The 24,336-nt window shown below is 66.6% G+C and carries 20 protein-coding genes; 12 read left to right on the top strand and 8 right to left on the bottom strand.

The window, feature by feature from the left end; genetic code table 11:
• Positions 1 to 3 precede the first annotated feature (3 nt).
• Positions 4 to 1,428 carry a M20 family metallopeptidase gene (locus A9973_RS24310; RefSeq protein WP_183016213.1) on the top strand — a complete coding sequence of 475 codons (1,425 nt, stop codon included), beginning with the start codon at positions 4 to 6 and terminating at the stop codon, positions 1,426 to 1,428.
• Positions 1,429 to 1,473: 45 nt separating this feature from the next.
• On the opposite strand, the gene A9973_RS24305 is transcribed toward A9973_RS24310, so the two are convergent.
• On the bottom strand, positions 1,474 to 2,100 hold the full coding sequence (locus tag A9973_RS24305; RefSeq protein ID WP_183016212.1) for a TIGR00730 family Rossman fold protein: 627 nt from the start codon (positions 2,098 to 2,100) through the stop codon (positions 1,474 to 1,476).
• Positions 2,101 to 2,164: 64 nt separating this feature from the next.
• Between A9973_RS24305 and polA the strand changes: the two genes are divergently transcribed.
• The 3 genes from polA (at position 2,165) to A9973_RS24290 (ending at position 6,680) form a co-directional block, all read left to right on the top strand.
• A complete protein-coding gene (gene polA, locus A9973_RS24300) occupies positions 2,165 to 4,882 on the top strand; it encodes a DNA polymerase I (protein WP_183016211.1) in 2,718 nt (905 codons plus the stop codon).
• Between the two features lie 115 nt (positions 4,883 to 4,997).
• Positions 4,998 to 5,837, top strand: a complete 840-nt coding sequence (locus A9973_RS24295) for a ZIP family metal transporter (protein WP_183016210.1) — start codon at positions 4,998 to 5,000, stop codon at positions 5,835 to 5,837.
• Between the two features lie 54 nt (positions 5,838 to 5,891).
• Positions 5,892 to 6,680 carry a dienelactone hydrolase family protein gene (locus A9973_RS24290; protein ID WP_183016209.1) on the top strand — a complete coding sequence of 263 codons (789 nt, stop codon included), beginning with the start codon at positions 5,892 to 5,894 and terminating at the stop codon, positions 6,678 to 6,680.
• A 46-nt stretch (positions 6,681 to 6,726) separates the two neighbouring features.
• Here A9973_RS24290 and A9973_RS24285 read toward each other — a convergent pair whose 3' ends face one another.
• On the bottom strand, positions 6,727 to 8,388 hold the full coding sequence (locus A9973_RS24285; protein WP_183016208.1) for a Na/Pi cotransporter family protein: 1,662 nt from the start codon (positions 8,386 to 8,388) through the stop codon (positions 6,727 to 6,729).
• Positions 8,389 to 8,562: 174 nt separating this feature from the next.
• Between A9973_RS24285 and A9973_RS24280 the strand changes: the two genes are divergently transcribed.
• On the top strand, positions 8,563 to 9,954 hold the full coding sequence (locus A9973_RS24280) for an L-serine ammonia-lyase (RefSeq protein WP_183016207.1): 1,392 nt from the start codon (positions 8,563 to 8,565) through the stop codon (positions 9,952 to 9,954).
• A 74-nt stretch (positions 9,955 to 10,028) separates the two neighbouring features.
• Here A9973_RS24280 and htpX read toward each other — a convergent pair whose 3' ends face one another.
• A complete protein-coding gene (gene htpX / locus A9973_RS24275) occupies positions 10,029 to 10,910 on the bottom strand; it encodes a protease HtpX (RefSeq protein WP_183016206.1) in 882 nt (293 codons plus the stop codon).
• Positions 10,911 to 11,063: 153 nt separating this feature from the next.
• Here htpX and A9973_RS24270 point away from each other — a divergent pair, with 153 nt between their 5' ends.
• Both A9973_RS24270 and A9973_RS24265 read left to right on the top strand, forming a co-directional pair.
• A complete protein-coding gene (locus A9973_RS24270) occupies positions 11,064 to 11,918 on the top strand; it encodes a DMT family transporter (RefSeq protein WP_183016205.1) in 855 nt (284 codons plus the stop codon).
• Between the two features lie 31 nt (positions 11,919 to 11,949).
• Positions 11,950 to 12,801: a sulfurtransferase gene (locus A9973_RS24265; protein ID WP_183016204.1), complete on the top strand. Its 852-nt coding sequence runs from the start codon at positions 11,950 to 11,952 to the stop codon at positions 12,799 to 12,801.
• Positions 12,802 to 12,808: 7 nt separating this feature from the next.
• Here the strand turns inward: A9973_RS24265 and A9973_RS24260 are convergent, their stop codons facing one another.
• Positions 12,809 to 13,378 carry a phosphonate degradation HD-domain oxygenase gene (locus A9973_RS24260; protein WP_183016203.1) on the bottom strand — a complete coding sequence of 190 codons (570 nt, stop codon included), beginning with the start codon at positions 13,376 to 13,378 and terminating at the stop codon, positions 12,809 to 12,811.
• Between the two features lie 53 nt (positions 13,379 to 13,431).
• Positions 13,432 to 14,295, bottom strand: coding sequence for a LysR family transcriptional regulator (locus A9973_RS24255; protein ID WP_183016380.1), 864 nt, complete (start codon positions 14,293 to 14,295; stop codon positions 13,432 to 13,434).
• A 147-nt stretch (positions 14,296 to 14,442) separates the two neighbouring features.
• On the opposite strand from A9973_RS24255, the gene A9973_RS24250 reads away from it, so the two are divergent.
• The 5 genes from A9973_RS24250 to A9973_RS24230 all read left to right on the top strand — a co-directional run bounded on the left by A9973_RS24250 (position 14,443) and on the right by A9973_RS24230 (position 20,526).
• Entirely contained in the window at positions 14,443 to 15,516 is a 1,074-nt protein-coding gene (locus A9973_RS24250) for a putative 2-aminoethylphosphonate ABC transporter ATP-binding protein (RefSeq protein ID WP_183016202.1), read from the top strand.
• The gene (locus A9973_RS24245) at positions 15,494 to 17,302 is read left to right on the top strand and encodes a putative 2-aminoethylphosphonate ABC transporter permease subunit (RefSeq protein ID WP_370539529.1); all 1,809 of its coding nucleotides are present in this window, start codon (positions 15,494 to 15,496) and stop codon (positions 17,300 to 17,302) included. Before A9973_RS24250 ends, A9973_RS24245 begins: the two co-directional genes overlap by 23 nt.
• A gap of 15 nt (positions 17,303 to 17,317) precedes the next feature.
• The gene (gene phnX, locus A9973_RS24240) at positions 17,318 to 18,148 is read left to right on the top strand and encodes a phosphonoacetaldehyde hydrolase (protein ID WP_183016201.1); all 831 of its coding nucleotides are present in this window, start codon (positions 17,318 to 17,320) and stop codon (positions 18,146 to 18,148) included.
• 124 nt (positions 18,149 to 18,272) lie between these two features.
• Entirely contained in the window at positions 18,273 to 19,295 is a 1,023-nt protein-coding gene (locus A9973_RS24235; protein ID WP_183016200.1) for a putative 2-aminoethylphosphonate ABC transporter substrate-binding protein, read from the top strand.
• A 103-nt stretch (positions 19,296 to 19,398) separates the two neighbouring features.
• A complete protein-coding gene (locus A9973_RS24230) occupies positions 19,399 to 20,526 on the top strand; it encodes a TIGR03364 family FAD-dependent oxidoreductase (protein WP_183016199.1) in 1,128 nt (375 codons plus the stop codon).
• Positions 20,527 to 20,611: 85 nt separating this feature from the next.
• Here the strand turns inward: A9973_RS24230 and A9973_RS24225 are convergent, their stop codons facing one another.
• From A9973_RS24225 to A9973_RS24215, 3 genes are all read right to left on the bottom strand, one after another.
• The gene (locus A9973_RS24225; RefSeq protein ID WP_183016198.1) at positions 20,612 to 21,757 is read right to left on the bottom strand and encodes an aromatic ring-hydroxylating dioxygenase subunit alpha; all 1,146 of its coding nucleotides are present in this window, start codon (positions 21,755 to 21,757) and stop codon (positions 20,612 to 20,614) included.
• Between the two features lie 294 nt (positions 21,758 to 22,051).
• Positions 22,052 to 23,062, bottom strand: coding sequence for an acyltransferase (locus A9973_RS24220; protein WP_183016197.1), 1,011 nt, complete (start codon positions 23,060 to 23,062; stop codon positions 22,052 to 22,054).
• A gap of 213 nt (positions 23,063 to 23,275) precedes the next feature.
• Positions 23,276 to 24,244: a tripartite tricarboxylate transporter substrate binding protein gene (locus A9973_RS24215; protein ID WP_183016196.1), complete on the bottom strand. Its 969-nt coding sequence runs from the start codon at positions 24,242 to 24,244 to the stop codon at positions 23,276 to 23,278.
• Positions 24,245 to 24,336: the final 92 nt, after the last annotated feature.

The raw sequence follows: 24,336 nt of genomic DNA, 5'->3' as shown, positions 1-24,336 counted from the left end.
GCAATGGGTGCCATCGACAAACTCGCGCCGTTCATCGACGCGCACAGCGAGCGTTACTCGGACCTGAGCGACCGCATCTGGAGCCTGGCCGAACTGCGCTACGACGAGCACAAGTCGGCCGAATTGCACATCGCGATGCTGGAAGATGCGGGCTTTCGCATCACGCGGGACGCCGCCGGCATTCCCACTGCCTTCGTGGCCGAAGCGGGCCAGGGCGGCCCGGTCATCGCCATTCTGGGGGAATACGACGCGCTGTCCGGCCTGAGCCAGGAGAGCGGCGCGTTCGCCTGCCAGCCGTCGCCGGAAACGCCCAATGGCAACGGCCACGGTTGCGGGCACCACCTGCTGGGCACGGCGGCGCATTTCGCCGCGGTCGCCGTCAAGGAATTCCTGGAGGCCAACCAGCTGCCGGGCACGATCCGCTTCTATGGCTGTCCGGCGGAAGAGGGCGGGTCGGGCAAGACGTTCATGGCGCGCGCCGGCTTGTTCGACGACGTGGATGCGGCCCTGACCTGGCATCCGGCCTCGCATACGGGCATTTTCCACCAGTCGTCGCTGGCCAACATCCAGGCCTATTTCCGTTTCCGGGGCATTGCGGCCCACGCCGCGAATTCGCCGCATCTTGGCCGCAGCGCGCTGGACGCGGTCGAACTGATGAACGTGGGCGTGAACTACCTGCGCGAACACATGGTGCCCGACGCGCGCGTGCACTACGCGGTGACCAACAGCGGCGGCATTTCGCCCAACGTGGTGCAGGCCCGCGCCGAGGTCCTGTACCTGGTGCGAGCGCCGGTCAATTCGCAGGCGTCCGAGCTGTACGAGCGCGTGAAGAACGTGGCGCGCGGCGCGGCGCTGATGACGGGCTGCGAGCTTGAGATCGTGTTCGATAAGGCCTGCTCGAACTACATGCCGAACCGCGTGTTGAACGAAGTGATGTACGCCAACATGCAAGCGCTGCAAGGGCCGGCCTACACGCCCGGAGAACAGCAGGCGGCGCGCCGCATGTGGGATTCGATCACCGAAGACGACATCGACAACGCGGGCAAGAACCTGGGCGCGGTGTTGCGCAACCCCACGCCGCTGTTCTCCGGCGTGGCGCCTTTCGACCCCGCCAAGACCGAGATCTCGTACGGGTCCACCGATGTGGGCGACGTCAGCTGGGTGACGCCCACGGCGCAATGCTGGGGCGCATGCTACGCCTATGGCACGCCATTCCATTCGTGGCAGATGGTGGCGCAGGGCAAGCTGTCCATGGCGCACAAGGGCATGGTGCATGCCGCCAAGGTCATCGCGGCAACCGCCGCCGATCTTTACGCGCGCCCCGAGGCGCTGTCCCGGGCCAAAGAGGAACTGCTGGACGCGCGCCGCGGCCAGCCTTACCAGTGCCCCATCCCGGCCGAGGTCGTGCCGTCGTTCATGCGGAAGTGAAAAATGCCCCCTCGGGGGCATTTTCCATGGGGTGGGAAGGCAGGATCAGGCCGGCATGGAGGGCGCGTATTGCGCGTCCGAGTTGACCTTTTCGTGGAACTCCACCACCCGGCGGACCACCTTGACGGGATCGTCTTCGATGATGAAGAGGTCCAGGTCGTGCGCGCCGATCATGCCGTTGCCCAGCACCTGGCCGCCTAGCCATTCCACCAGGCCGGACCAGTATTCGCTGCCCACCAGCACGATGGGCGCGGGCGGGACCTTGCCCGTCTGGATCAGCGTCAACGCTTCGAATAGCTCGTCCAGGGTGCCGAAGCCGCCCGGCATCGCCACGTAGGCGAAGCTGTGCATGAAGAACGTCGCCTTGCGCGAAAAGAAATATTCGAACGACAGGCTGATGGTCTGGTATTCGTTGTTGTGCGCTTCGTGCGGCAGGCTGATGTTCAACCCGATGCTGGTACCGCCCGCTTCGAACGCGCCTTTGTTGGCTGCCTCCATGATGCCGGGGCCGCCCCCGGCGATGACCGCGAAACCGGCGCCGGCGAGGGCGGCCGATATGGCGACGGTGGTTTCATAGTGGGGGGAATTGCGACTGACTCGTGCGCTGCCGAAGACGCTGACTGCGGGCCCGATGTTTGCGAGCTTGTCTGCCGCCGTCCGTATCTCTGACATAATCAGCGGAATTTGTTTGTTGGCGGGTGTTTCCGCAGTTATTGCCATATCTGCCTTTGTAACCATGAAAAAAACCTTATTACTGGTCGACGGTTCAAGTTACTTGTACCGCGCTTTCCACGCTATGCCTGATTTGCGCAATGCGCAAGGCGAACCTACGGGTGCGCTCTATGGCGTGGTGAACATGTTGCGCAAGCTTGTATCTGACCACAAGGCAGAGTATGCCGCATGTATTTTCGATGCCCGCGGCAAGACCTTCCGGGACGATTTGTATCCCGAATACAAATCGCACCGTCCCCCCATGCCTGAAGACCTGGCGGCGCAGATCGAGCCCATCCACCGCGCGGTGCGCGCGCTGGGATGGCCGGTGCTGGCCATCGAGGGCGTGGAAGCGGACGATGTGATCGGCACCTTGGCCAAGCGCGCGGCCGAACACGATGTGCACACCATCGTCTCGACCGGCGACAAGGACCTGGCGCAACTGGTCAACAGCCACGTCACGCTCGTCAACACGATGACGGGTGAAGTGCTGGACGAGCCGGGTGTGGTCAACAAATTCGGCGTGCCGCCCGACCGCATCGTCGACTACCTGATGCTGGTGGGCGACACGGTGGACAACGTCCCCGGCGTGACCAAGGTCGGCCCCAAGACGGCCGTCAAATGGCTGACGGAATTCGGTTCCGTCGACAAGCTGGTCGAAGGCGCCGACGGCATCAAGGGCGTGGCCGGCAGCAATCTGCGCGAGGCCATCCCGAATTTCCCGCTGACCCGCCAATTGCTGACGGTGAAGTACGACTGCGACCTGACCGGCCACGTCGAAAGCGTGGACGATCTGACGCCGCGTGAACGCGACGACGCCACGCTGACCGAGCTATACGAACGCTACGGCTTCCGCACCTGGCTGCGCGACCTGACGGGCGACGCCGAACGCGTGCCCACCGGCGACGCGCGCATCGCGGCGGACGTGCCCGCGGCGCCCGCCGAGCTGGATTACCGCATCATTTCCGACTGGACTGAATTCGACGCGTGGTTCGGCAAGCTGCAGGGCGCGTCCCTGGTGGCGCTGGACACCGAGACGACCTCGCTGGATCAGATGCAGGCCAGGCTTGTGGGCCTGTCGCTGGCGGTGGAGCCGGGCGTGGCCTGCTACATCCCCGTGGCGCATCGCGGCCCCGACGGCGCGACCCAGCTGCCCAAGGCCGAGGTGCTGGCGCGCCTGAAGCCGTGGCTTGAGGACGCCTCGCGCGCCAAGCTGCTGCATCACGCCAAGTACGACGCCCACGTGTTCGCCAACGAAGGCATCAAGCTGGCAGGCATCGCCGAAGACACGATGCTTGAAGCGTACGTGCTGGAATCCCATCGCGGCGTGGGCCTGAACGACCTGGCCCAGCGGTACCTGGGCCGCAGCGGCGTGTCCTACGAGGACCTGTGCGGCAAAGGCGCCAAGCAGATCGGCTTTGACGAGGTGGCGGTCGACAAGGCCGGCCACTACGCCGCCGAAGACGCTGACTTCACGTTGCAGCTGCATCAGGTGCTGCGTCCGATGGTGGCGGCCGACGAAGGGCTGAACCGCGTCTACCAGCTTGAGATCCAGGTGTCGGCGGTGCTGACCACGATCGAGCGCAACGGCGTGAAGGTGGACGCCGCCGAGCTTGGCCGCCAAAGCCACAAGCTGGGCCAGGAAATGCTGCGCCTGGAGCAAAAGGCCTATGAGCTGGCCGGCCAGCCTTTCAACCTGAATTCCCCCAAGCAATTGGGCGAGATCCTGTTCGACCGCATGCAGTTGCCGGTGGTGCGCAAGACCGCAGGCGGCGCGCCGTCCACGGATGAAGACGTGCTGACCAAGCTGGCGCAAGACTACCCGCTGCCGCAGGTGCTGCTGGAATACCGCGGCCTGTCCAAGCTGAAGTCGACCTACACGGACAAGCTGCCCCGCATGATCAACCCGGACACGGGGCGCGTGCACACGCGCTACGCGCAGGCCGCGGTGATTACGGGCCGCCTGGCCTCGTCCGACCCCAACCTGCAGAACATCCCGGTCCGCACCGAGGCCGGCCGCCGCGTGCGCGAAGCGTTCATCGCCGAGCAGGGCCTGCTGCTGTCGGCTGACTATTCGCAGATCGAACTGCGCATCATGGCGCACGTCTCGGACGACGCCAACCTGCAGCGCGCCTTCGCCGCCGGCGAGGACATCCACCGCGCCACGGCGTCGGAGGTGTTCGGCGTGGCCCTGGCAGACGTGTCGACCGAGCAGCGCCGCGCGGCCAAGGCCATCAACTTCGGCCTGATCTACGGCATGGGCGTGTTCGGCCTGGCGTCCAACCTGGGCATCACGCGCGACGCCGCCCAGGCGTACATCGACCGCTATTTCGCCCGCTATCCCGGCGTGGCGATGTACATGGAAAACACCCGCCGGCTGGCGCGTGAGCAGGGCTACGTGGAAACCGTGTTCGGGCGCCGCCTGCAACTGCCGGAAATCCGCGGCGCCTCCGGTCCGCGCCGCCAGGGGGCGGAGCGCGCGGCCATCAATGCGCCGATGCAGGGCACCGCGGCCGACCTGATCAAGATGGCCATGGTGGCCGTGCAGGACTGGCTGGAAGCCGAAAAGCTGCAGACCCGCATGATCATGCAGGTGCACGATGAACTGGTGCTGGAAGCGCCCGACGCCGAGATCGATCTCGTCAAGGAAGCGCTGCCGCGCCTGATGTGCGGCGTAGCCGAGCTGCGTGTGCCGCTGGTCGCCGAGGTGGGCATGGGCAAGAACTGGGAACAGGCGCACTAAGCCCGGCGCCTGATCGCCCGCAGGACCGGTGGGCCGCCTTCGGGCGGCCCATTTCCGATTTTGGGATTGCAACAATATAATGTTGCGCTTCCCCCGCCTATATTGCGTCCCCCAAATGTTGCTGCTCTGGGTCTTGCTTGCCACCGTCACCGGTGGCCTTATCGCCGTCCTTGTCGCCAGCTGGCTGGCCTACAAGGTGTTCGCCCAATACCTGCATCACATGGTGAGCCTGTCGGTGGGCGTGCTGCTGTCGGTGGCGCTGCTGCACCTGCTGCCCGAGGCGTTCGAGGGCGCGGTGGGCGACGCCCACGCGCTGTTCGGGCTGATGCTGGCGTCGCTGATCGGCTTCTTCGTGCTGGAGAAGATCGCGCTGCTGCGCCATAGCCATCACCACGAGGGCGACGGCCACCACCACCACAAGGGCCACGACCACCACGAAGCGGGGCGGGGCGGGGTGCTGATCCTGATCGGCAGTTCGCTGCACAACCTGTGCGACGGCGTGCTGGTGGCGGCGGCGTTCCTGACGGATCCGCTGCTGGGCGTGTTGACGGCCGCATCGATCATCGTGCACGAAGTGCCGCACAAGCTGAGCGATTTCGTCGTGCTGCTGAATGCCGGGCTGGCGCGCCGCCGGGCCTTTTCCCTGATCCTGTTCACCAGCTTGTGTTCAGCCTTGGGCGGCATAATAGGGTACTTCGTGCTTCAGCAAGCACAGGGCTGGGTGCCCTATGTGCTGGTGATCGCCGCCAGCAGCTTCCTTTACATCTCGGTGGCCGACCTGATGCCGCAGATGCACGAACGGGTATCCCTTTCGGATGCCGTCCCGCAATTGCTGCTGGTAGGCGTGGGCGTGGCGCTGATCTACAGCGTGACGACCCTGATGCACCATGGGCACGAGCACGGGGCCGACGCCGGCCACGGCGCGCCCCATGCGGAGCATGCCCACCCGCACTAGGGACGCACGGAAACGGGAGGCCCGGTGTCGTTGACCCCTACACAGGAGTACTCCATGAGTTTTTCCGCCGCCGCCGGCAACGTCGCTCCCACCGTCATCCATACGGACACGCAGGGCCTCGTCCACGGGGATTTCAAGCTACCCGTGGCCGATGGCTCCATCGCCGCCTACTACGCTGCGCCAGAAGGCCGCCGCGACCTGCCCATCGTGCTGGTCGTGCAGGAGATCTTCGGCGTGCACGAGCACATCAAGGACATCTGCCGCCGGGTCGCCAAAGCCGGCTATCTGGCCGTGGCCGCCAACCTGTACGAGCGCCAGGGCGACGCCTCGGTCTATACCGACATCCCGAAGCTCATCGCCGAATTGGTCAGCAAGGTGCCGGACGAGCAGGTGTTCGCGGACCTGGACGCCAGCGTGGCCTGGGCCGCGCAGAACGGCGGCGACGCCCGCCGCGTGGCCGTGACGGGCTTTTGCTGGGGCGGGCGCCTGACGTGGATGTACGCGGCGCACAATCCGAACGTGCGCGCCGCCGTGGCCTGGTACGGCAAGCTCAGCGTCGGCCATGGCCCGCTGATCAAACGCTTCGCCTATGACGTGGTCAACGAGTTGCACGGCCCGGTGCTGGGCCTGTACGGCGCCAAGGACGCCAGCATCCCGGTGGCGGACATCGAGACGATGAAGGCCAAGCTGGCCAACGGCAACGCCGCCGCCAAGCAGTCGGAATTCGTGGTGTACCCCGACGCGGACCACGCCTTCATGGCGGACTATCGGGCCAGCTACAAGCCCGAAGCCGCCAAGGATGGCTGGAAGCGGATGGTGGAGTGGTTCCAGCGGTATCTGTAGTCGCGCGGAGCTGAAAAAAAGCCGACCTGATGAGGTCGGCTTTTTTTTAATTTCCGGTTTCGCGTAGCCGGCTGGGGAGGAGTTCGCCGTGGCGGGCGAGCAAGGGATAGGCCGCGGCACCCACCAGGTGCGAGTTGATCCCCTTCATGTCCCGCAGGATGTCCAGGTACAGTGCGCCGACTTCGGCGGCGTCGACCTGGCCCGCCTTGATCTTCTGCAGGTGCGTGTCCGCCGCCTGGGTCTCGATCGTGCGGAAGCGGTTCTTTTCGCCGGCCAGGGCGCGGGCCTGGCGCAGGTCGTCGTTGACGAAGAGCGCGGCGGCCTGGCGTTCGTTGGCGATCAGCTGGCCCAGGGTGTCGTCCAGGCTGGCGCGCTGCTCGGGCGAGAAGGTCCAGCCCTGCTTGCGCAGCTTGGCGACGTGGCTGAGCAGGCCGTGGTGGGCGATGTCGCCCGCGTGGCCGATATTGCTGGTGAACGCCAGGATGTCGTCCATGCGCTGGATGTCGTCGCGCGTCATGTTTTCCTGGTCCAGCGTGGCCAGGTAGGTCGTGATCGCGTTTTCAAGCTTGTCCAGCGCGGCGTCCAACTGGCGCGCCTGCACCAGGCGGTGGCGGTTGTCGCGCTTGAAGCCGGCGCGGGCGTACAGCAGCAGCGTCTGCACCATGTCGGCCATGCGCAGGGCCTCGCGGGCTGCATTGCCCAGCGCCACGGCCGGGACGTCGTGCGCCCATTCGTCCAGGTATTGGGGACGGGACGGGTCGTTCGGGTCGGCGCGCTTGGGCAGCCAGCGGGTGAGTAGCGCCGCGTAAGGGGTCAAGAGCGGCAGGAATACCAGGGCGATCACCGCGTTGAACAGCGTGTGGAAGTTGGCGACGGCGCGCGCCGGGTCGCTGGCCATTTCGCTCATCAGCGGTTGCAGCACCGGCAGCAGCAACAGGCCGGCCAGCACGCCCAGCACCCGGGTCAGCAGATTGCCCAGGGGCAGACGGCGGGCGGCCGGGTCGTCGCCCGTCACGCCTTCGATCATCGGATTGATGGCGGTGCCCAGGTTGGCGCCCAGCACCAGCGCAAAGGCCACGTGCGGCGCGACCATGTGGTGGCTGGCCAGCGACATCACCAGCACGACCACGGCCACGCTGGAGTGCGCGGCCCAGGTGAAGGCGGCCGACAGCAGCACGGCGGCGACAGGCTGGGTGGCCAGGGCGTCCAGCACCATGCCCAGCATGGGGGCGGTCTGGAAGGGCTCGAACAGTTCGACCAGCTGGTGCAACGACAGCAGCAGCAGCCCCAGGCCGATGAACACCCGGCCCAGGTCGCGCGTGCGGCCGGGCGGATAGCGGCGGAACATCCAGACGCCCGCCAGGATCAGGATCGGGGCCAGCGAGGTCAGGTCGAAGGACAGCAGTTGGACGATCAGCGTGGTGCCGACGTTGGCCCCCAGCATGGCGGCCAGCGCCGGCACCAGGCCGACGAGGCCGCCGGCCGCGAAGCCGGTGATCATCAGGCCGGTGGCCGTGCTGCTCTGCAAGGCGGCGGTGATGCCCAGCCCGGCGGCGAAAGCGCGCAGCCGGGTGCCCAGCGCCTTGCCCAGCGCCGCGCCCAGGGCGGCTCCGAAGGCGCGCTGGACGCCGGTTTGGACCATGTGCACTCCCCAAAGGAGCAGTGCGACATATCCGGCGAAGTCAAGCAGGGTAATAAGTCCAGACATCCAGGGGTGTTCCCTTCTTTTTATGACAAGTAATAATTCTGTAATGATCGCACGCCTGGCTGGGCGGGGAAACCCGTAGGCCTGATACAGCATACGCCCGGCGGGGCTTTGCTGCGTGCGGCTGTGGCTACGCGTATCATTGCCTGACTATTCTTTGATGTACTGGGGTGTTGCGTGGCCGTTTCCGTATTTGATCTGTTCAAGATAGGCATTGGCCCGTCTAGCTCCCATACGGTGGGCCCGATGCGGGCCGCCTTGCTGTTCGCGCAAGGGCTTGAGCGCGATGGCCTGATGCCGCGCGTGGCCTACGTCCGCGCCGAACTCTACGGGTCGCTGGGCGCCACCGGCAAGGGGCACGGCACTGACAAGGGCGTGCTGCTGGGCCTGATGGGCGAAGCCCCCGATACGGTCGACCCGGCCGCCATCGCCGGCATGGTCGCCTCTGTGCGCGCCAGCCGCCAATTGCCGCTGCTGGGCCGCTACCCGGTGTCGTTCATCGAAAAAGAGCACATGGTGTTCTACCGCCGGGAAGCCATGGCCGAGCACCCCAACGGCATGAAATTCCACGCAATGGACGCCAACGGCGAGTCGCTGCGCGAATCGCGCTACCTGTCGGTGGGCGGCGGCTTCGTGGTGACGGCGGGCGCCTCGAACAGCCAGGTCATCGCCGCCCACAACCAGCTGCCGTACCCGTTCCGCTCGGGCCGCGAACTGCTGGCCATGTGCCGCGAAAGCGGGCTGTCGGTGGCCCAGCTGATGATGCAGAACGAACTGACCTGGCGCGAGGCCTCGGAAACCAGCAGCGGCCTGGACCGCATCTGGCAAGTCATGCAGGACTGCGTGTCGCGTGGATGCGGCATCAACTACCCGGAAGCCGACGGCGAATTGCCCGGCCCGCTGCGGGTGCGCCGGCGCGCGCCCGAGCTGTACCGCAACCTGACGCAGCGCGCCGAGCGCACGCTGTCCGACCCCTTGTCCGTGATGGACTGGGTGAACCTGTACGCCATGGCGGTCAACGAAGAGAATGCCGCGGGCGGCCGCGTCGTGACGGCGCCGACCAACGGCGCGGCGGGCATCATCCCGGCCGTGCTGCACTACTACGACCGTTTCGTGCCCGGTTCCAACCGCGAGGGCGTGCGGGAATTCCTGCTGACCGCCGCTGCGGTGGGGCTGCTGTACAAGTACAACGCGTCGCTGTCGGGCGCCGAAGTCGGCTGTCAGGGAGAGGTGGGTGTCGCGTGTTCGATGGCCGCCGGCGGCCTGGCGGCGGCGTTGGGCGGCACGGTCGAGCAGGTCGAGAACGCCGCCGAGATCGGCATGGAGCACAACCTGGGCCTGACGTGCGACCCGGTGGGCGGCCTGGTGCAGATTCCCTGTATCGAGCGCAACGCCATGGCCTCCATCAAGGCCGTGAACGCGGCCCGGATGGCGCTGCGCGGCGACGGGCAGCATTACGTGTCGCTGGACTCGGTGATCAAGACCATGCGGGAAACCGGCGCCGACATGAAGACCAAGTACAAGGAAACCGCGCGTGGCGGCTTGGCGGTGAACATCGTCGAGTGCTGAAGCGCCGGCAGGCGCCGCCCATGAAAAAGCCCCTCCGAGGAGGGGCTTTTTGTTGCCGTCTAGCCGGGGCTGGCTTAGATGACTCGCGCGTTCTGCAGCGCGGCGATGCGGGACGGGATCGGCGGGTGCGAAGCGAACATGGCCGCGAAGCCGCCTCGGCCGGTGATGCCCGAGGCTTCGAAGGACTTGGGCAGGTCGCCCGGTTCCAGGCCGCCCAGGCGGGCCAGGGCACGGATCATGGGTTCGCGCGCGCCCATCAGGTGGGCGGAACCGGCGTCGGCGCGGTATTCGCGCTGGCGCGAGAACCAGGCCACGATGATGGAGGCCAGGACGCCGAAAATGATCTCACAGACCAGCACGGTGATGTAGTAGCCCGGGCCGATGCCGCGTTCGTTCTTGAACACGACGCGGTCGATGAAGTAGCCGACCACCCGGGCCAGGAACACGACGAACGTGTTCACCACGCCCTGGATGAGCGTCAGCGTGACCATGTCGCCGTTGGCGATGTGGGCCACTTCGTGCGCCAGCACGGCGGCGACTTCCTCTTCGCTCATGCTTTCCAGGAGGCCCGTCGACACGGCGACCAGCGAGTCGTTCTTGAACGCGCCGGTGGCGAATGCGTTGGGGGCGCCGTCATAGATGGCGACTTCCGGGCGGCCGATGCCGGCGCGGTCGGCCAGCTGGTGCACGGTGTCGAGCAGCCAGGCTTCGCGCTGGTTGCGCGGGGCGTTCGGGTCCAGCACCTGCGCGCCGGTGCTCCATTTGGCCATCGGCTTGCTGATCAGCAGCGAGATGATCGCGCCCGTGAAGCCCACGACGACCGAGAAGATCAGGAGGGCGTTCAGGTTCAGGCCGTTGGCGGTGATGTAGCGGTCTACGCCCAGGATGCGCAGCGTGGCCGACAGCACGAGCATGACGGCCAGGTTGGTGATGACGAACAAGACAATGCGTTTCATGTTTTTTGTGTTCCTCTGCGAGCGGGAAATACCCGGGTTCGACATCGCGGCGGCCAGCCAGTTCCCCGACTCGCCGGCGCCGCTCCCGGCGACGAAGAGTATAGTATCGCTTTCCCCTATTCCACCCCCACTTTTCCCTTAGCGCAGACCCCAATGCAGGCTCTTTGGATGTTGTTGGCGTCCGCCATGTTCGCCATCATGGGGTCGTTCGTGAAGCTCGGCACCGAGCACGGCGCCTCCCTCCCGCAGATCGTCCTGTTCCGCGGGCTGCCTTCGGTGATCCTCCTGCTGCTGTGGGCGCGCGCCGGCCGGCAATCCATCATTCCGACCAGCTGGAAGCTGCACCTGTGGCGCAACCTGTCCGGCGTCACGTCGATGTGGCTGGGATTTTTCGCCATTTCTCACCTGCCGCTGGCCACCGCCACCAGCCTGAACTACACCGCGCCGCTTTTCATCGCCTGTTGGATGCTGGGCTGGGGCGGCGCGCAGCGCGACCCGGTGCGCATCGTGGCGGTGGCGCTGGGCTTCCTGGGCGTGATCGCCGTGCTGCGGCCCAGCATCAACGACGACCAGTGGGTGGCCGCGGTGATGGGGATGGGCGCAGGCGCCATGTCGGCGATCGCCATGATGCAGATCCGCCAATTGGGCCGCATCGGCGAACCAGAATGGCGCACCGTGCTGTTCTTTTCCGTGGCAGTCTGCGTGTCCAGCCTGGCCGGGTTGTGGTTCGAAGGCTGGGGCCACGCCGACTGGCAGGGTTACGCGTCGCTGTTCGGCGTCGGCGTGGCCGGCATGTTCGGCCAGTTGGCCATGACCCGGGCCTTCGGCATGGGGTCGGCGCTGCTGACCGCAGCGTTGCAATACAGCACCATTATCTTCGCGGCCTTGCTGGGCATGGGCCTCTGGGGCGACCACCTGGACGGCGTGGCCTGGGCCGGCATGGGCTTGATCATTTCCGCGGGGCTGCTGTCGGTGTGGCGCACGATGCGCGACCCCAAGCCGGCCTGACCCGCGTTCCTCTCGACCCGGAGCACACCGAATGACGATGACACTGATTTCCGCCGCCGATCTGGCCGCTCGCCTGGGTACGCCCGACGTGCGCGTGTTCGATGTGCGCCATGACCTGACCAACCATGCGGCCGGCCGTCAGGCCTATGACGCCGGCCATATCCCCGGCGCCCGCCACCTGGACCACGAGACCGAACTGGCCGCGCCGCGTACCGGCAAAAACGGCCGCCACCCCTTGCCCTCGCGGGCCGGGTTCGGCGCGCTGATGGCCGCGCACGGCGTGACGCCGCAGACGCTGGTCGTGGCTTACGACGCCAGCGGCGGCATGTATGGCGCGCACCTGTGGTGGATGTTGCGCTGGCTGGGCCACGACCGCGTGGCCGTGCTGGACGGCGGCTGGCAGGCCTGGGTGGCCGCCGGATTGCCGACCGTCACCGAAGCCGCTGCCGCCGTCCAGGCAGGCAAGCCCGTGGAGCCGGGCCCGTCGCTGGCGGGCGCCGTGGACGCGAAGGCGGTGCTGGACAACATCGCCCAGCCGTCCTTCACCGTGATCGACGCGCGCGCCGCCAACCGCTACCGCGGCGAGGTCGAGCCCATGGATCCCGTGGCCGGGCACATTCCGGGCGCGTTGAACCGCCCCAACGGCGAAAACCTGCAGGCCGACGGCCGCTTCAAAAGCGCCGAACAGCTGCGCGCCGAATTCTCCAGCCTGCTGGACGGCCGCGACCCGGCCTCCATCGTCCACCAGTGCGGCTCGGGCATCACAGCCTGCCACAACCTGCTGTCGATGGAGATCGCGGGCCTGACGGGGTCGCGCCTGTACCCGGGCTCCTGGAGCGAATGGTGCAGCGACCCGTCGCGCCCGGTGGCTAAAGACGCCTAAGCGGCCCTCACCAGATCGCGGCCAGCTTCACCCGTCCCGAGACGCTTTCCGCGATTTCCAGGAAGTGGTCCAGGGGCGGCGTGGCCAGCCCCGGCACCTTGGCCATGTCGTCCCAGCGCCTCAGGCGAATCGCATCCGGCGCGCCGGGCATGCTCGCGAAATCCACCGCCTGGCCCGCGTCGAAACTGCCCCCCTGCAATGCCAGGCTGCGCTTCGAATCCTCGGAGAGCGACGCTTCATATTGCGGCTCCACATAGCAGAGGTAGCGCTTGGCTTCCACGTGGAGCCTGATGGGGTCCAGCACGGCTGAACTGAACAGGCCGCGCAGGAACGGCAGCACGAAATACTGGTGCTTGTCGTCGATGCCGCGCAGCGTGGGCGTGCCGGGCCGGTCGGCGATCAGATGGCCCAAGTCGTGCAGCAGGCAGGCGGTGATCAGTTGCGCGTTGGCGCCGTTGCGCTCGGCCAGCGCCGCCGTCTGCAGCGCATGCCGCAAATGGCTGACGGACTCGCCGTGATAGGAACGGTGTCCGCGTTCCAGGAAAATCTGCTCGATTTCTTGCAAGGTGAAGGCCATGGTTGTCTCCTGAGTGGCCGCAAGGGGAAGAGGCGGGCAGTGACCCTGGCGGGTCAGCCGGCTGCCGGCGCCATCTCCAGAAAGCGCGCGATCAATTGCACCGGTTGGCGCTCGCGCAGGCAGTACAGGTATTCGTTCATCACGATGTCGGCGCCCTGGATGTCCAGGGCGGCCAGATCGGGGTGCGACGGGATTTCACGCGACGGGATCAGGCTGATGCCCAGTTCGCACAGGATGGCTTGGCGGATCGATTCCCGGCTGCCGATCTCCAGCGTGCGCCGCACGGTGACCCCGGCCGCCGCCAGGGCGTCCTCGGTCAACTGGCGCGTCATGGAGCCGGGTTCGCGCAACAGCACGGCGTGGTCGGCCAGATCGGCCAGACGGACCTGGCTGCGGCGCGCCAGCGGGTGGTCGCGGTGCGTCACCACGCGAATCGGGTCGGCCGCGATCATCCGGCGGTACAGGTGCTTGTCATCCATCAGAAAGGAAGACGTGGCAATCTCGATGCGGTAGTCGTGCAGCGCCTGCAGCATCGACTGCGAGTTGCCGATCGTCACGGTCAGGTCGATGCCCGGGTAGCGCTGGTTGTAACGGCGCACCGTGTCCATGATGTAGAAGGGGCCGGTGGCGCCGATCCGCAGGTTGCCTTCGCGCAGGTCGCTGGCGTCGCGCAGCCGGAAATCGATCTCGGTTTCCTGCTGGACCAGCTTCTCCACCATGGGCATCAGGCTCTGGCCGGCGTCGGACAGGCGCATGCCGCGGCCTTGCCGGTGGAACAGTTCGACGCCGTAACGCGACTCCAGCTGGCGCAACTGCCCCGTCACCGTGGGCTGGCTGACGCCCAACTGGGCGGCGGCTTTGGTGACGGTGCCGCAGCGGGCCACGGCATAGAAGGATTTGAGTTCGGCGACGAGCACGATGATGGGGGCGGGAAAGGGACGCAATGCGCAAGACCGCCAGTACACCAAAATAATTTGATGTTTTTATTACTGCATTTGCGCGAAGTGTCATAAACACTCAATACGCGGCTTCCATACTGCCTTCGTTCCCAGACCGGAGGCACCATGCCCCAACCCGATAACGCCTTCCTGACAGTTCGAAATCTCGTGAAACGGTTCGGCAGCCATACGGCGCTGGCCGATGTTTCGCTGGATATCCGCGCGGGAGAGCTGGTGTGCCTGCTGGGCCCGTCCGGTTGCGGCAAGACGACACTGCTGCGGGCCATCGCCGGCCTGGAGCGTCAGGACAGCGGCGCCATCGTGCTGTCGGGCCGGGATATTTCGCACGCCGAGCCGCAAGAGCGCGACTACGGCATCCTGTTCCAGTCCTATGCGCTGTTTCCCAACCTGACCGTGGCCCAGAACGTGGCTTACGGCCTGAGCGGCAAGCGCGCCCACCGCAAGCACGTCGCCAGCCGGGTCGAGGAAATGCTGGCCCTGGTGGGCCTGTCGGGCGCGGCGGAAAAATATCCGGGGCAGATCTCCGGCGGCCAGCAGCAGCGCGTGGCCCTGGCGCGCGCGCTGGCACCGTCGCCGTCCCTATTGCTGCTGGACGAACCCATGTCCGCCCTGGATGCCCGGGTGCGCGAGCATCTGCGCATCGAACTGCGCGCCTTGCAGAAGCGCCTGTCCATCACGACGCTGATGGTGACGCATGACCAGGAAGAAGCCATGGTGATGGCCGACCGCATCGCCGTCATGAACGGCGGCGTGATCGAACAGTACGGCACCCCGCGCGAACTCTACCGCCAGCCGGGTTCGGCCTTCATCGCCGATTTCGTGGGCGAGGCGAATTGGCTGCCGTTCGAGCGCATCGATGCCCACCGCGCCCGCGTGGGCCGCCAGGAACTGGCCGTGGACGAGGCGCTGGACGGCGCGTCGGGCAAGCTGTTCGTGCGCCCCGAAGCGGTGCGCGTCAGCATGGCGCGTCCGGAAGAACCCAACTCCATGCTGGCCGACGTGTTGGACGGCGTGTTCCTGGGCCGCGGCTACCGTCTGGCCCTGCGCCTGGAAGGCGTGCCCGGGTCCACCGTGCATTCCATCGTGTCCCCTGAAATCGGAGACGCCCTGTTGGGCCCTCACGCTGCCAGCCGCTGCTGGGTGGAGCTGCCGCGCCATGCGATTCGCGCCTACGCTTGATTCCGCCGTGACCGGACCCTCCGCCGCCGAGCCGGCCGCCGCCGCCGTGCCATCCGCTGCGGCCGCTCAGCCCGCCGTCATGGCCGTCCTGGGCCGCCGCCCGCTGCCCGGCTGGATCGGCACGCTGGGATTGACGGCGGGGCAGGGCGCGCTGGTGCTGTTCCTGGTGCTGTTCCTGGCATTGCCGCTGGCGGCGATCCTGGCCAAGTCCGTCACCGACAGCGACGGCGCCTGGGCGGGCCTGTCGGTCGTGACCGGCATTATCGGCGCGGACGGCTTCCTGTCCATGGTCGGGCGCAGCCTGACCGTCGGCATCGTCACGATGCTGATGGTGGTGCCTTGCGCCTACGGTTTCGCCTACGGCCTGACCCGCACGCGCCTGCCGGGCAAGGGCCTGCTGCGCACCATCGCCTTGCTGCCGCTGCTGGCGCCTTCGCTGCTGCCCGGCATCGCGCTGGTCTATCTGCTGGGCAACCAGGGCCTGCTCAAGGGCCTGACGGGCGGCGCCACGATTTATGGCTTCTGGGGCATCGTCGTGGGCGAGGCCTTCTACACCTTCCCGCATGCGCTGATGATCCTGCTGACCGGCCTGACCCTGGCCGATGGCCGCCTCTACGACGCGGCCCGCGCGATGGGCGCCGGTCCGTGGCGCACCTTCATGACCGTGACCCTGCCCGGCACCCGTTATGCGGTGTTTTCGGCCTGCTGCGTGGTGTTCACGCTGACGGTGACCGATTTCGGCGTGCCCAAGGTGGTGGGTGGCGACTACAACGTGCTGGCCATGGAAGCGTACAAGGCGGTGGTCGGCCAGCAGAATTTCCCCAAGGGCGCGGCCATCGGCATCCTGTTGCTGCTGCCTGCCTTGCTGACCTTCGTGCTGGACCGCCGGTTGCGCGCCCGCCAAGGGGCCCAGATGAGCGGCCGGGCCCAGCCCTATGTCTCGGGCGCGAATGTCCGGCGCGATGCGGCCTTCCTGGCGCTGGCCGGCGTGATGGCCGCCTTCCTGCTGCTGATCATCGGCGTGGCCGTCTGGGCGTCGTTCGTGAAGATGTGGCCGTACAACCTGTCCTTGTCGCTGCGGTCCTACGATTTCGACAACATGGATGGCGGCGGCTGGCTGGCCTGGCGCAACAGCTTGCAGCTGGCGTTCTGCACGGCCCTGATCGGCACGGTGGTGGTGTTCGTCGGCGCCTGGATGATGGAGAAAGTGCCGGCGCGCGGCGCCGTGGCCAGCGGCCTGCGTGGCGCGGTGAGCATGCTGGCGCTGATGCCGATGGCGGTTCCCGGCCTGGTACTGGGCCTGGGCTACATCTTCTTCTTCAATAGCCTGATGAACCCCCTGAATGTGCTCTACGGGACGATGCCGCTGCTGATCCTGTGCACGGTCGTCCACTTCTACACCAGCGCGCATCTGACGGCGGCCACGGCGCTCAACGCGCTCGATCCGGAGTTCGAAGCCGCCTCGGCGTCGCTGAAGGTGCCGCGCATGACGACCTTCCTGCGCGTGACCTTGCCGATGTGCCTGCCCGCGGCGCTGGATGTCGCCCGCTACCTGTTCGTTTCCGCCATGACGACCGTGTCGGCCGTGGTGTTCCTGTACAGCCCGACCACGGTGCTGGCCGCCGTCGCCGTGCTGAACATGGATGACGCAGGCTTCATCGGTCCGGCCGCCGCCATGTGCACCGTGATCATGGCCAGTTCCGCCGTCGCGGCGCTTGTGCTGCATCTGGCCAGTCGCGCACTGGTGGCGCGCAGCCAGGCCTGGCGCCGCCCCGTGGCCCCCTGAACCTTTACTTCTAGGATGACCCTCATGACTGTTTCCCCTTTGCCCGTCCAACTGGAAGCCGTGATCTTCGACTGGGCCGGCACGCTGGTCGACTTCGGTTCCTTCGCGCCCACCAAGGTGTTCGTGGACGCGTTCTCGCAGTTCGGCATGGACGTGTCGTTGAAAGAAGCCCGCGGCCCGATGGGCGTGGGCAAGTGGGACCACATTCGCGCCCTGTGCGACCAGCCCGCTATCGCCAGCCAGTATCAGGCCCAGTTCGGCCGCCTGCCCACCGATGACGACGTGACCGTCATCTATGAGCGCTTCCTGCCGATGCAGATGGAAAAGGTCGCGCAGTATTCGGCGGCCATTCCCGGTGCGGCCGAACTGCTGCGCGCGCTGCGCCAGCACGGCCTGAAGATCGGATCCTGCTCGGGCTATCCCGACAGCGTCATGCGCCGCGTCGTCGAGCGCGCCGCCTCCGAAGGCCTGGAGCCCGACTGCATCGTGGCCAGCGACGACGTGCCGCGCGCGCGCCCGGCGCCGGCGATGGCGCTGAAGAACGTCGTGGAACTGGGCCTGTCGGACGTCGCGGGTTGCATCAAGGTCGACGACACGTCGCCCGGCATCGAAGAAGGCCGCCGCGCCGGCATGTGGACGGTGGGCCTGCTGCTGTCGGGCAACGCCGCCGGCCTGACCCTGGACGAATACCTGAGCCTGGACGAGGCCGGGCGCGACCTGGCGCGCGCCGAGGCCACCCGCGAGCTCTCGTCCGCCTCGCCGCATTACCTGATCGATACGGTGGCCGACCTGCCGGCCGTCGTGACCGATATCGAAGCCCGTCTGGCACGAGGCGAACGCCCCTGACCTAGCGCTGTCCCGCCGGCGCCGCCGGCCGCAATCCTCTTTCACCCCGCGCACCGCAACCGGCATCCCGCCGGCCGCGGGGGCGGCTCTCACCCTTTTTTTCCGCTCATCCACGGAGTTCCTCATGAATCGCTACAAGCTGCTTGCACTGGCCGCCGCCCTGACGGGCGTGATGGGCGCCGCCTCCGCCGAGACCACGCTGACGGTCTACACCGCACTCGAAGCCGACCAGATCAAGGTCTACCAGGCCGCATTCGAGAAGGCTAACCCCGACATCAAGATCCAGTGGGTCCGCGACTCCACCGGCATCATCGCCGCCAAGCTCCTGGCTGAAAAAAGCAACCCGAAGGCCGACGTGATCTGGGGCCTGGCCGGTACGGCGTTGGGCCTGATGGACAAGGAAGGCATGCTGCAGCCCTACGCCCCCAAGGGCCTGGACCAGATCGCCGCCAACATGCGCGACGCCAAGGCCGAGCCGTCGTGGGTCGGCATGGATGGCTACGCCGCCGCGATCTGCTTCAACACCATCGAAGCCGAAAAGCAGAAGCTGCCCAAGCCCACGTCGTGGGAAGACCTGACCAAGCCGGTCTACGCCGGCAAGATCGTCATGCCGAACCCTGCCTCTTCGGGCACGGGCTTCCTGGACGTCAGCGCCTGGCTGCAGATCTTCGGCGAAGAGAAGGGCTGGGCCTACATGGACGCCCTGCATAAGAACATCGGTTCGTACACGCACTCGGGTTCGAAGCCTTGCAACATGGCTGCCGCGGGCGAGTTCCCGATCGGCGTGTCGTTCGACTACCGCGCCGCCAAGCTGAAGGCCGACGGCGCACCGGTTGAAGCCGTGTTCCCGTCGGAAGGCCTGGGCTGGGAAGTGGAAGCCACCGCCATCATGAAGGGCACGAAGAACCTGGAAGCCGCCCGCAAGCTGGCCGACTTCTCGGCCAGCCGTGAAGCCAACGAGCTGTACAAGGCCAACTTCGCGGTGCTGGCGATTCCGTCCATCGCCACGGCCAACCCCAACCTGCCGGCCGATCTGACCAAGCGCATGATCAAGAACGACTTCGTGTGGGCCGCCACGAACCGCGAACGCATCATCGCCGAATGGACGAAGCGCTACGACGGCAAGTCCGAGCCGAAGAAGAAGTAAGCGTCCGCCAGCGCGGCGGCGCGGCGTGCGCCGTGCCGCCGCATACCGGGAAGCGCCGCCGCGCGGCGGCTTCCCCCGAATGTCTTCCAGCAATGTTCCAGAGATGAAAACTTACGACGTAATCGTGGTGGGCGCGGGCATGCTCGGCATCGCGCACGCCTGGGCGGCCGCCAAGCGCGGCCTGTCGGTGGCCGTGATCGAGCGTAGCCGTCAGGCGCACGGCGCCACGATCCGCAACTTCGGCCAGGTCATCGTGACCGGCCAGGCGCCCGGCATGATGTTGTCGCATGCGCAGCAGGCCCGTGAACTGTGGCTGGACCTGGCCGGCAAGGCCGGGTTCCATGTGCGCGCCAACGGCGCCCTGGTGCTGGCGCGCAATGCCGACGAGGCCGCCGTGCTGCAAGAGTTCGCAGAGACGCGGCTGGCGCAGGAAGGCTACCGCGCCAGCCTGCTGTCCGCCCGCGACGTGGCCGGCCTGTACGATGGGCAGCTGGCGCACCACTGTCTTGGCCTGCAGGGCCATGACGACCTGCAGATCTATTCCCGCGAAGCCTTGCCCGCGATCACGCGCTATCTGGCCGAATCGCTGGGCGTGGCCTTCATCACCGGCACCTTGGCGCGTGCCGTGGAAAACGGCCTGGTCGGCACTACCGCCGGCGACTTCCAGGGCAAGCACGTGTTCGTCTGCCCGGGCCACGACTACCTGACCCTGCTGCCCGAACGCTTCGCGCCGCTGAATCTGGAGATCACGCGCTTGCAGATGTTGCGCGCGGCGTTCGAGACGAACCCCATCGCGCTGGACCGTCCCGTGCTGACGGGCTTGTCCTGCGTGCATTACGGCGCGTTCTCGGACCTGCCGTCGGCGCAAGTCCTGCGCGACGTGATCCAGGCGCGCACGCCGATGCTGCTTGAGAACGGCATTCACCTGCTGATCAGCCCCACGCCCAACGGCGAGCTGATCATCGGGGATTCGCACCGCTACGGGCAGGACGCGTTCCCGTTCAACGACGAGGCTGTCGACAACGCCATGCTGGATCTGGCCTCGCAGGCGCTGGGCGCGCGCTTGCGCGTGCTGGAACGTTGGCAGGGCGTGTATGGCGCCCACGGCCCGGCGCCGTTCTCGGTGATGCCGGTGGACGCGGCGACGACCGTAGCCGTCATGCACTCGGGCGTCGGCATGACGGTGGGGCTGGCAATCGGCGAACGCACGGTGGCGGGCGCGATCGGGTAATGACGCGTTTCGCGCCACGTGCAATGAAAAGGGCCTCGCAACGTATGCGAGGCCCTTTTTTATCCACGGCAGGCAAGCCCTGTGCCTACAGGTCCTGCATGATGCGCCGGTACCACTCGTGGAAGTGCTGCATGCCGTCTTCCATCGGCGACTGGTACGGGCCGGCCTCGTTCACGCCGCGCAGCATCAGGGCCCTGCGGCCCGCGTCCATGCGTTCGGCGATCTCATCGTCTTCGATGGCCGTTTCCATGTAGGCGGCGCGCTGCGCCTCGACGAATTCGCGTTCGAACGCCGAGATTTCCTCGGGGTAGTAGAACTCGACGACGTTGATCGTTTCCTGCGGGCTCTTCGGGTACAGCGTGGACAGCACCAGCACGTGCGGGTAGAGCTCGATCATGTGGGTCGGGAAATACGTGACCCACACCGCGCCGAAGTCCGGCGCATCGCCGTCGCGGAACGACAGCAGGCGGTCGTGCCACTGCTTGTACACGTCCGAACCCGGCTGCGCCAACGCGTTGTGTACACCGACCTTCTGCAGGCTGTACCAGTCGTTGAACTCCCAGGTCAGGTCGTCGCAGGTGACGAAGCGGCCCAGGCCGGGGTGGAACGGACCGACGTGGTAGTCCTCGAGGTAGACCTCGATGAAGGTCTTCCAGTTGTAGTTGCACTGGTGCACTTCGACATGGTCGAGCACGTAGTCGCCGAAGTTGAACTCCGGGCGCGAGAACAGCGGGGCCATGTCCGAGGCCGGATCGCGCGGGCCTTCGAACAGCAAGCCATGGCAATCGCGCAGGCGGAACTTCTGCAGGTTCATGCAGGGCGTGGTCTCGAACTGGGGCGCGCCCAACAGTTCGCCCTCGTTGTTGTACGTCCAGCGGTGCAGCGGGCAAACGATGTTGCCGCCGGTGGCCTTCAGGTTGCCCTGGGCATTGCAGTTGCCGGCCACATTGCCGGCCTCGCCGCCCAGCATCAACGCCTGGCGGTGACGGCAGACATTCGAGATGAGTTCAACGCCTTGCTGGTTGCGAACCAGCACGCGTCCTGCGTTTTCCTGAACCAACGTACGCCAGTCCCCGATCTCGGGCACCAATTTCTGGTGGCCGACGTACTGCGAGGATTGCTTGAAAATGAGTTCTTGCTCGCGGGCAAAGAGGGCTTCGTCAAAATAAGCACTGACGGGTAGCTGGGTGCGAGCTGGCACGACATGTGCCATCCGACCGATGTCGGTCATGATTCCCTCCGCTCGGATAAAAAAGCCAGGACGGTTTGAGCTCTGCCAAGCGCTTTTGTTTCAAGCCCAGCGATTTTGCGAACTGCTTTTGCAAACGCTTGAGCTCAACAGTCGAGCTTGGCTAAATCCGTGCTGGCGCGAAGAAAAATCGGTGTCTGGCCGATCAAATAAGCCGTGAATTGTACCCCAAGGGATTCCCCCACGCCCGTGAAGATCCGTGAAGCTTGGTGAAGTTGTCGAGGGGGGTGTCCGGCCGGCCGCAAAAGCCGATTAACCCTTCCCGGCGTAGGTCTTTCAGACGAGCCGGCGGGTCGCCGGATGGCGCCTCAGAAGCCAGCTGCTGGCAGCCGACAAGCCGAATACGGCCAGGGTCAGCAGCGGCACGGTCCAGGCATCGCGGTTCCCGCCCGTAAAGGCGCCCGCGCGCCGCGCCACGTCCAGGAACACGGGGTGGATCAGATAGACCCCGAAGGTCAGCGGGGCCAGCGCAGCCAGCCGGGGCAGGCGCGGCGACGACACGATCCACTGGAACGCGGCCAGCGACATGAACGGCACCGTCAGGCTGAAGTAGTCGTAGAAGTAGGTGTCCAGCGCGTGGCCGTTGGACATGACGCTGACGCCCAGCGCGGTGGCGGCGACGCTGGCCGCCAGCATCAGGCCGGGCCGGGGGACGCGCATTTCGCCGTCGAAAATCAGGCGGCCGGCCACGAAGTAGCCCAGATAGGGCAGGAACCACGTCAGGAAGAAGCCGTGCGGCGCGCCCAGCGCGCGGCGGTACAGGGCGTCCAGGATCGCCACGCCCAGGATGCCCACCACCCAAAGCGTGCGTCCGCGCGGCGTGCTGCGCGCATACAGCAGGCGGGCCAGCGGGGCGAACAGGTACAGCCCCACGATCATGTACAGGTACCAGAGGTGGTAGTACGGTTCGCCTTGGACGACCTTGCGCGGCCAGAAAGAAAAGTCGACGCGCCCGTCGTCCCACCAGTCCAGGCCGGTGCGCCAGGCCAGATAGAACAAGGTCCAGAACACCAGCGGCGCGCAGATGCGCGCCATGCGGCGGCTGTAGAACTTGAGGGCGTCGTGGGGCTTGCCGGGGTCCAGCAGCAGTGCGCCGCTGACCATGACGAAGACGGGCACGCACCAGCGCGCCGCCGAATCGTACAGATTGGCGGCCAGCCAGGCGCCGCGGCCATAGGCGGCCGGGTCGCTGACGATCAGCGCCGCGCTATGCAGCAGCACGACCGCCACAGCCGCCAGCCAGCGGGCGGCGTCCAGGCGGGCGTATCGGTCTTCGGTTTCAGGCATCCGGGCTCCCGCTGGTGAATCCTTTTTCACCTTAGCAGCGGCATGCGCCCGGCTTCTGTATCCAGCGGTTAGGCAAGGCGTAAAAAACCGACAGGACCCCGGTGGGCGCTGTCGGTGGAAAGGGAGGCGGACCGAGGGGGCCGCCGCCCTTTCGCGGGCCGGCAAGACCGCAAACGATTTGTCACTAAACCGTTGGCGCCGGGCCGGGCGCGCTTATTGCAGGACGATGTTGGTCTGCTTGATGAGCTGCGCCACGATCGGCTGTTCGGTCTTGATCTGCTTGTCCAGTTCGGCCGCCGTGCCCGAACGCGGGTCGATGCCCATGTCCAGCATCCGCTTCTTCACCGCTTCGTCCTGCAGGGTTTCGGTCAGCGCGGCCTGCAGCTTTTCCAGCACCGGGGCCGGCGTGCCCTTGGGCGCGACGAAGCTGAACCAGGCGGTCATGTCGAAGGCGGGGTAGCCTTCTTCGGCCAATGTCTGCAGCTTGGGCAGCGTCGCCAGCCGCGACGGGCTGGTGATCGCGAAGACCTTGACCTTGCCGGCGTCCGCTTGCGGCATGCCGGTGGCGACCATGTCGAAGAACAGGTCGACGTCGCCGCTGATCAGCGCGGGCAGGGCCTGGGTCGCGCCCTTGAAGGGCACATGCAGGATGTCGATGCCGGCGCGTTCCTTGAACAGTTCGCCGGCCAGGTGCGAGGCCGTGCCGGGGCCGAAGGTCGCAAAGGTGAGCTTGCCCGGATTTTGCTTGGCATACGCCACGATGTCCTGCGTGCTGTTGAACGGCCGCTTGGGGCTGGACAGCAGCACCAGCGGGCCGACGCCCACCATGCCGATGCGGGCGAAGCCGTCCGGGTCGTAGGGCAGTTCCTTATACAGGTAGCGGTTCGTGACCAGCGTGGAGTTCGTGGCCATCAGGATGGTGTAGCCGTCCGGCTGTTCCCGCGACACGTAGGCCGCGCCGATGGACGTGCCCGCGCCGGCCTTGTTCTCCACGATCATGGGCTGGCCCAGCGTCTTGGCCATGCGTTCGGCCAGGATGCGGGTCAGCACGTCGGTGGCGCCGCCGGCCGGGAAGGGCGAGACGACCTTGATCGGCCGCGCCGGATACGTGTCGGCCTGCGCGCCCAGGGCGGCGGCGCTGAGCAAGACGGTGGCCAGCAGTTTGATACTCGTGCGAATCATGTTTTTTCCCCTTGAAATCGCGTGCGTGAGTGGATCGTTGGGCCTGGCTTGGCCGGTCCGCGCCGCCAGGGCGTTGCGGTGGCTTGCCAAGT

The sequence above is a fragment of the Achromobacter sp. UMC46 genome, assembly GCF_014170335.1.
Lineage (GTDB): Bacteria > Pseudomonadota > Gammaproteobacteria > Burkholderiales > Burkholderiaceae_B > Achromobacter.
The sequence above is the reverse complement of the archived record's forward strand: the minus strand, read 5'-3'. Positions and strand labels throughout refer to the sequence as shown.

Coding starts and splice junctions, on each gene's coding strand:
- htpX (WP_183016206.1), bottom strand. CDS start 10,910: ATGAAACGCATTGTCTTGTTCGTCATCACCAACCTGGCCGTCATGCTC.
- A9973_RS24305 (WP_183016212.1), bottom strand. CDS start 2,100: ATGTCAGAGATACGGACGGCGGCAGACAAGCTCGCAAACATCGGGCCC.
- A9973_RS24285 (WP_183016208.1), bottom strand. CDS start 8,388: ATGTCTGGACTTATTACCCTGCTTGACTTCGCCGGATATGTCGCACTG.
- polA (WP_183016211.1), top strand. CDS start 2,165: ATGAAAAAAACCTTATTACTGGTCGACGGTTCAAGTTACTTGTACCGC.
- A9973_RS24225 (WP_183016198.1), bottom strand. CDS start 21,757: ATGACCGACATCGGTCGGATGGCACATGTCGTGCCAGCTCGCACCCAG.
- A9973_RS24265 (WP_183016204.1), top strand. CDS start 11,950: ATGACGATGACACTGATTTCCGCCGCCGATCTGGCCGCTCGCCTGGGT.
- A9973_RS24250 (WP_183016202.1), top strand. CDS start 14,443: ATGCCCCAACCCGATAACGCCTTCCTGACAGTTCGAAATCTCGTGAAA.
- A9973_RS24220 (WP_183016197.1), bottom strand. CDS start 23,062: ATGCCTGAAACCGAAGACCGATACGCCCGCCTGGACGCCGCCCGCTGG.
- A9973_RS24215 (WP_183016196.1), bottom strand. CDS start 24,244: ATGATTCGCACGAGTATCAAACTGCTGGCCACCGTCTTGCTCAGCGCC.
- A9973_RS24295 (WP_183016210.1), top strand. CDS start 4,998: ATGTTGCTGCTCTGGGTCTTGCTTGCCACCGTCACCGGTGGCCTTATC.
- phnX (WP_183016201.1), top strand. CDS start 17,318: ATGACCCTCATGACTGTTTCCCCTTTGCCCGTCCAACTGGAAGCCGTG.
- A9973_RS24270 (WP_183016205.1), top strand. CDS start 11,064: ATGCAGGCTCTTTGGATGTTGTTGGCGTCCGCCATGTTCGCCATCATG.
- A9973_RS24230 (WP_183016199.1), top strand. CDS start 19,399: ATGAAAACTTACGACGTAATCGTGGTGGGCGCGGGCATGCTCGGCATC.
- A9973_RS24245 (WP_370539529.1), top strand. CDS start 15,494: ATGCGATTCGCGCCTACGCTTGATTCCGCCGTGACCGGACCCTCCGCC.
- A9973_RS24260 (WP_183016203.1), bottom strand. CDS start 13,378: ATGGCCTTCACCTTGCAAGAAATCGAGCAGATTTTCCTGGAACGCGGA.
- A9973_RS24290 (WP_183016209.1), top strand. CDS start 5,892: ATGAGTTTTTCCGCCGCCGCCGGCAACGTCGCTCCCACCGTCATCCAT.
- A9973_RS24310 (WP_183016213.1), top strand. CDS start 4: ATGGGTGCCATCGACAAACTCGCGCCGTTCATCGACGCGCACAGCGAG.
- A9973_RS24235 (WP_183016200.1), top strand. CDS start 18,273: ATGAATCGCTACAAGCTGCTTGCACTGGCCGCCGCCCTGACGGGCGTG.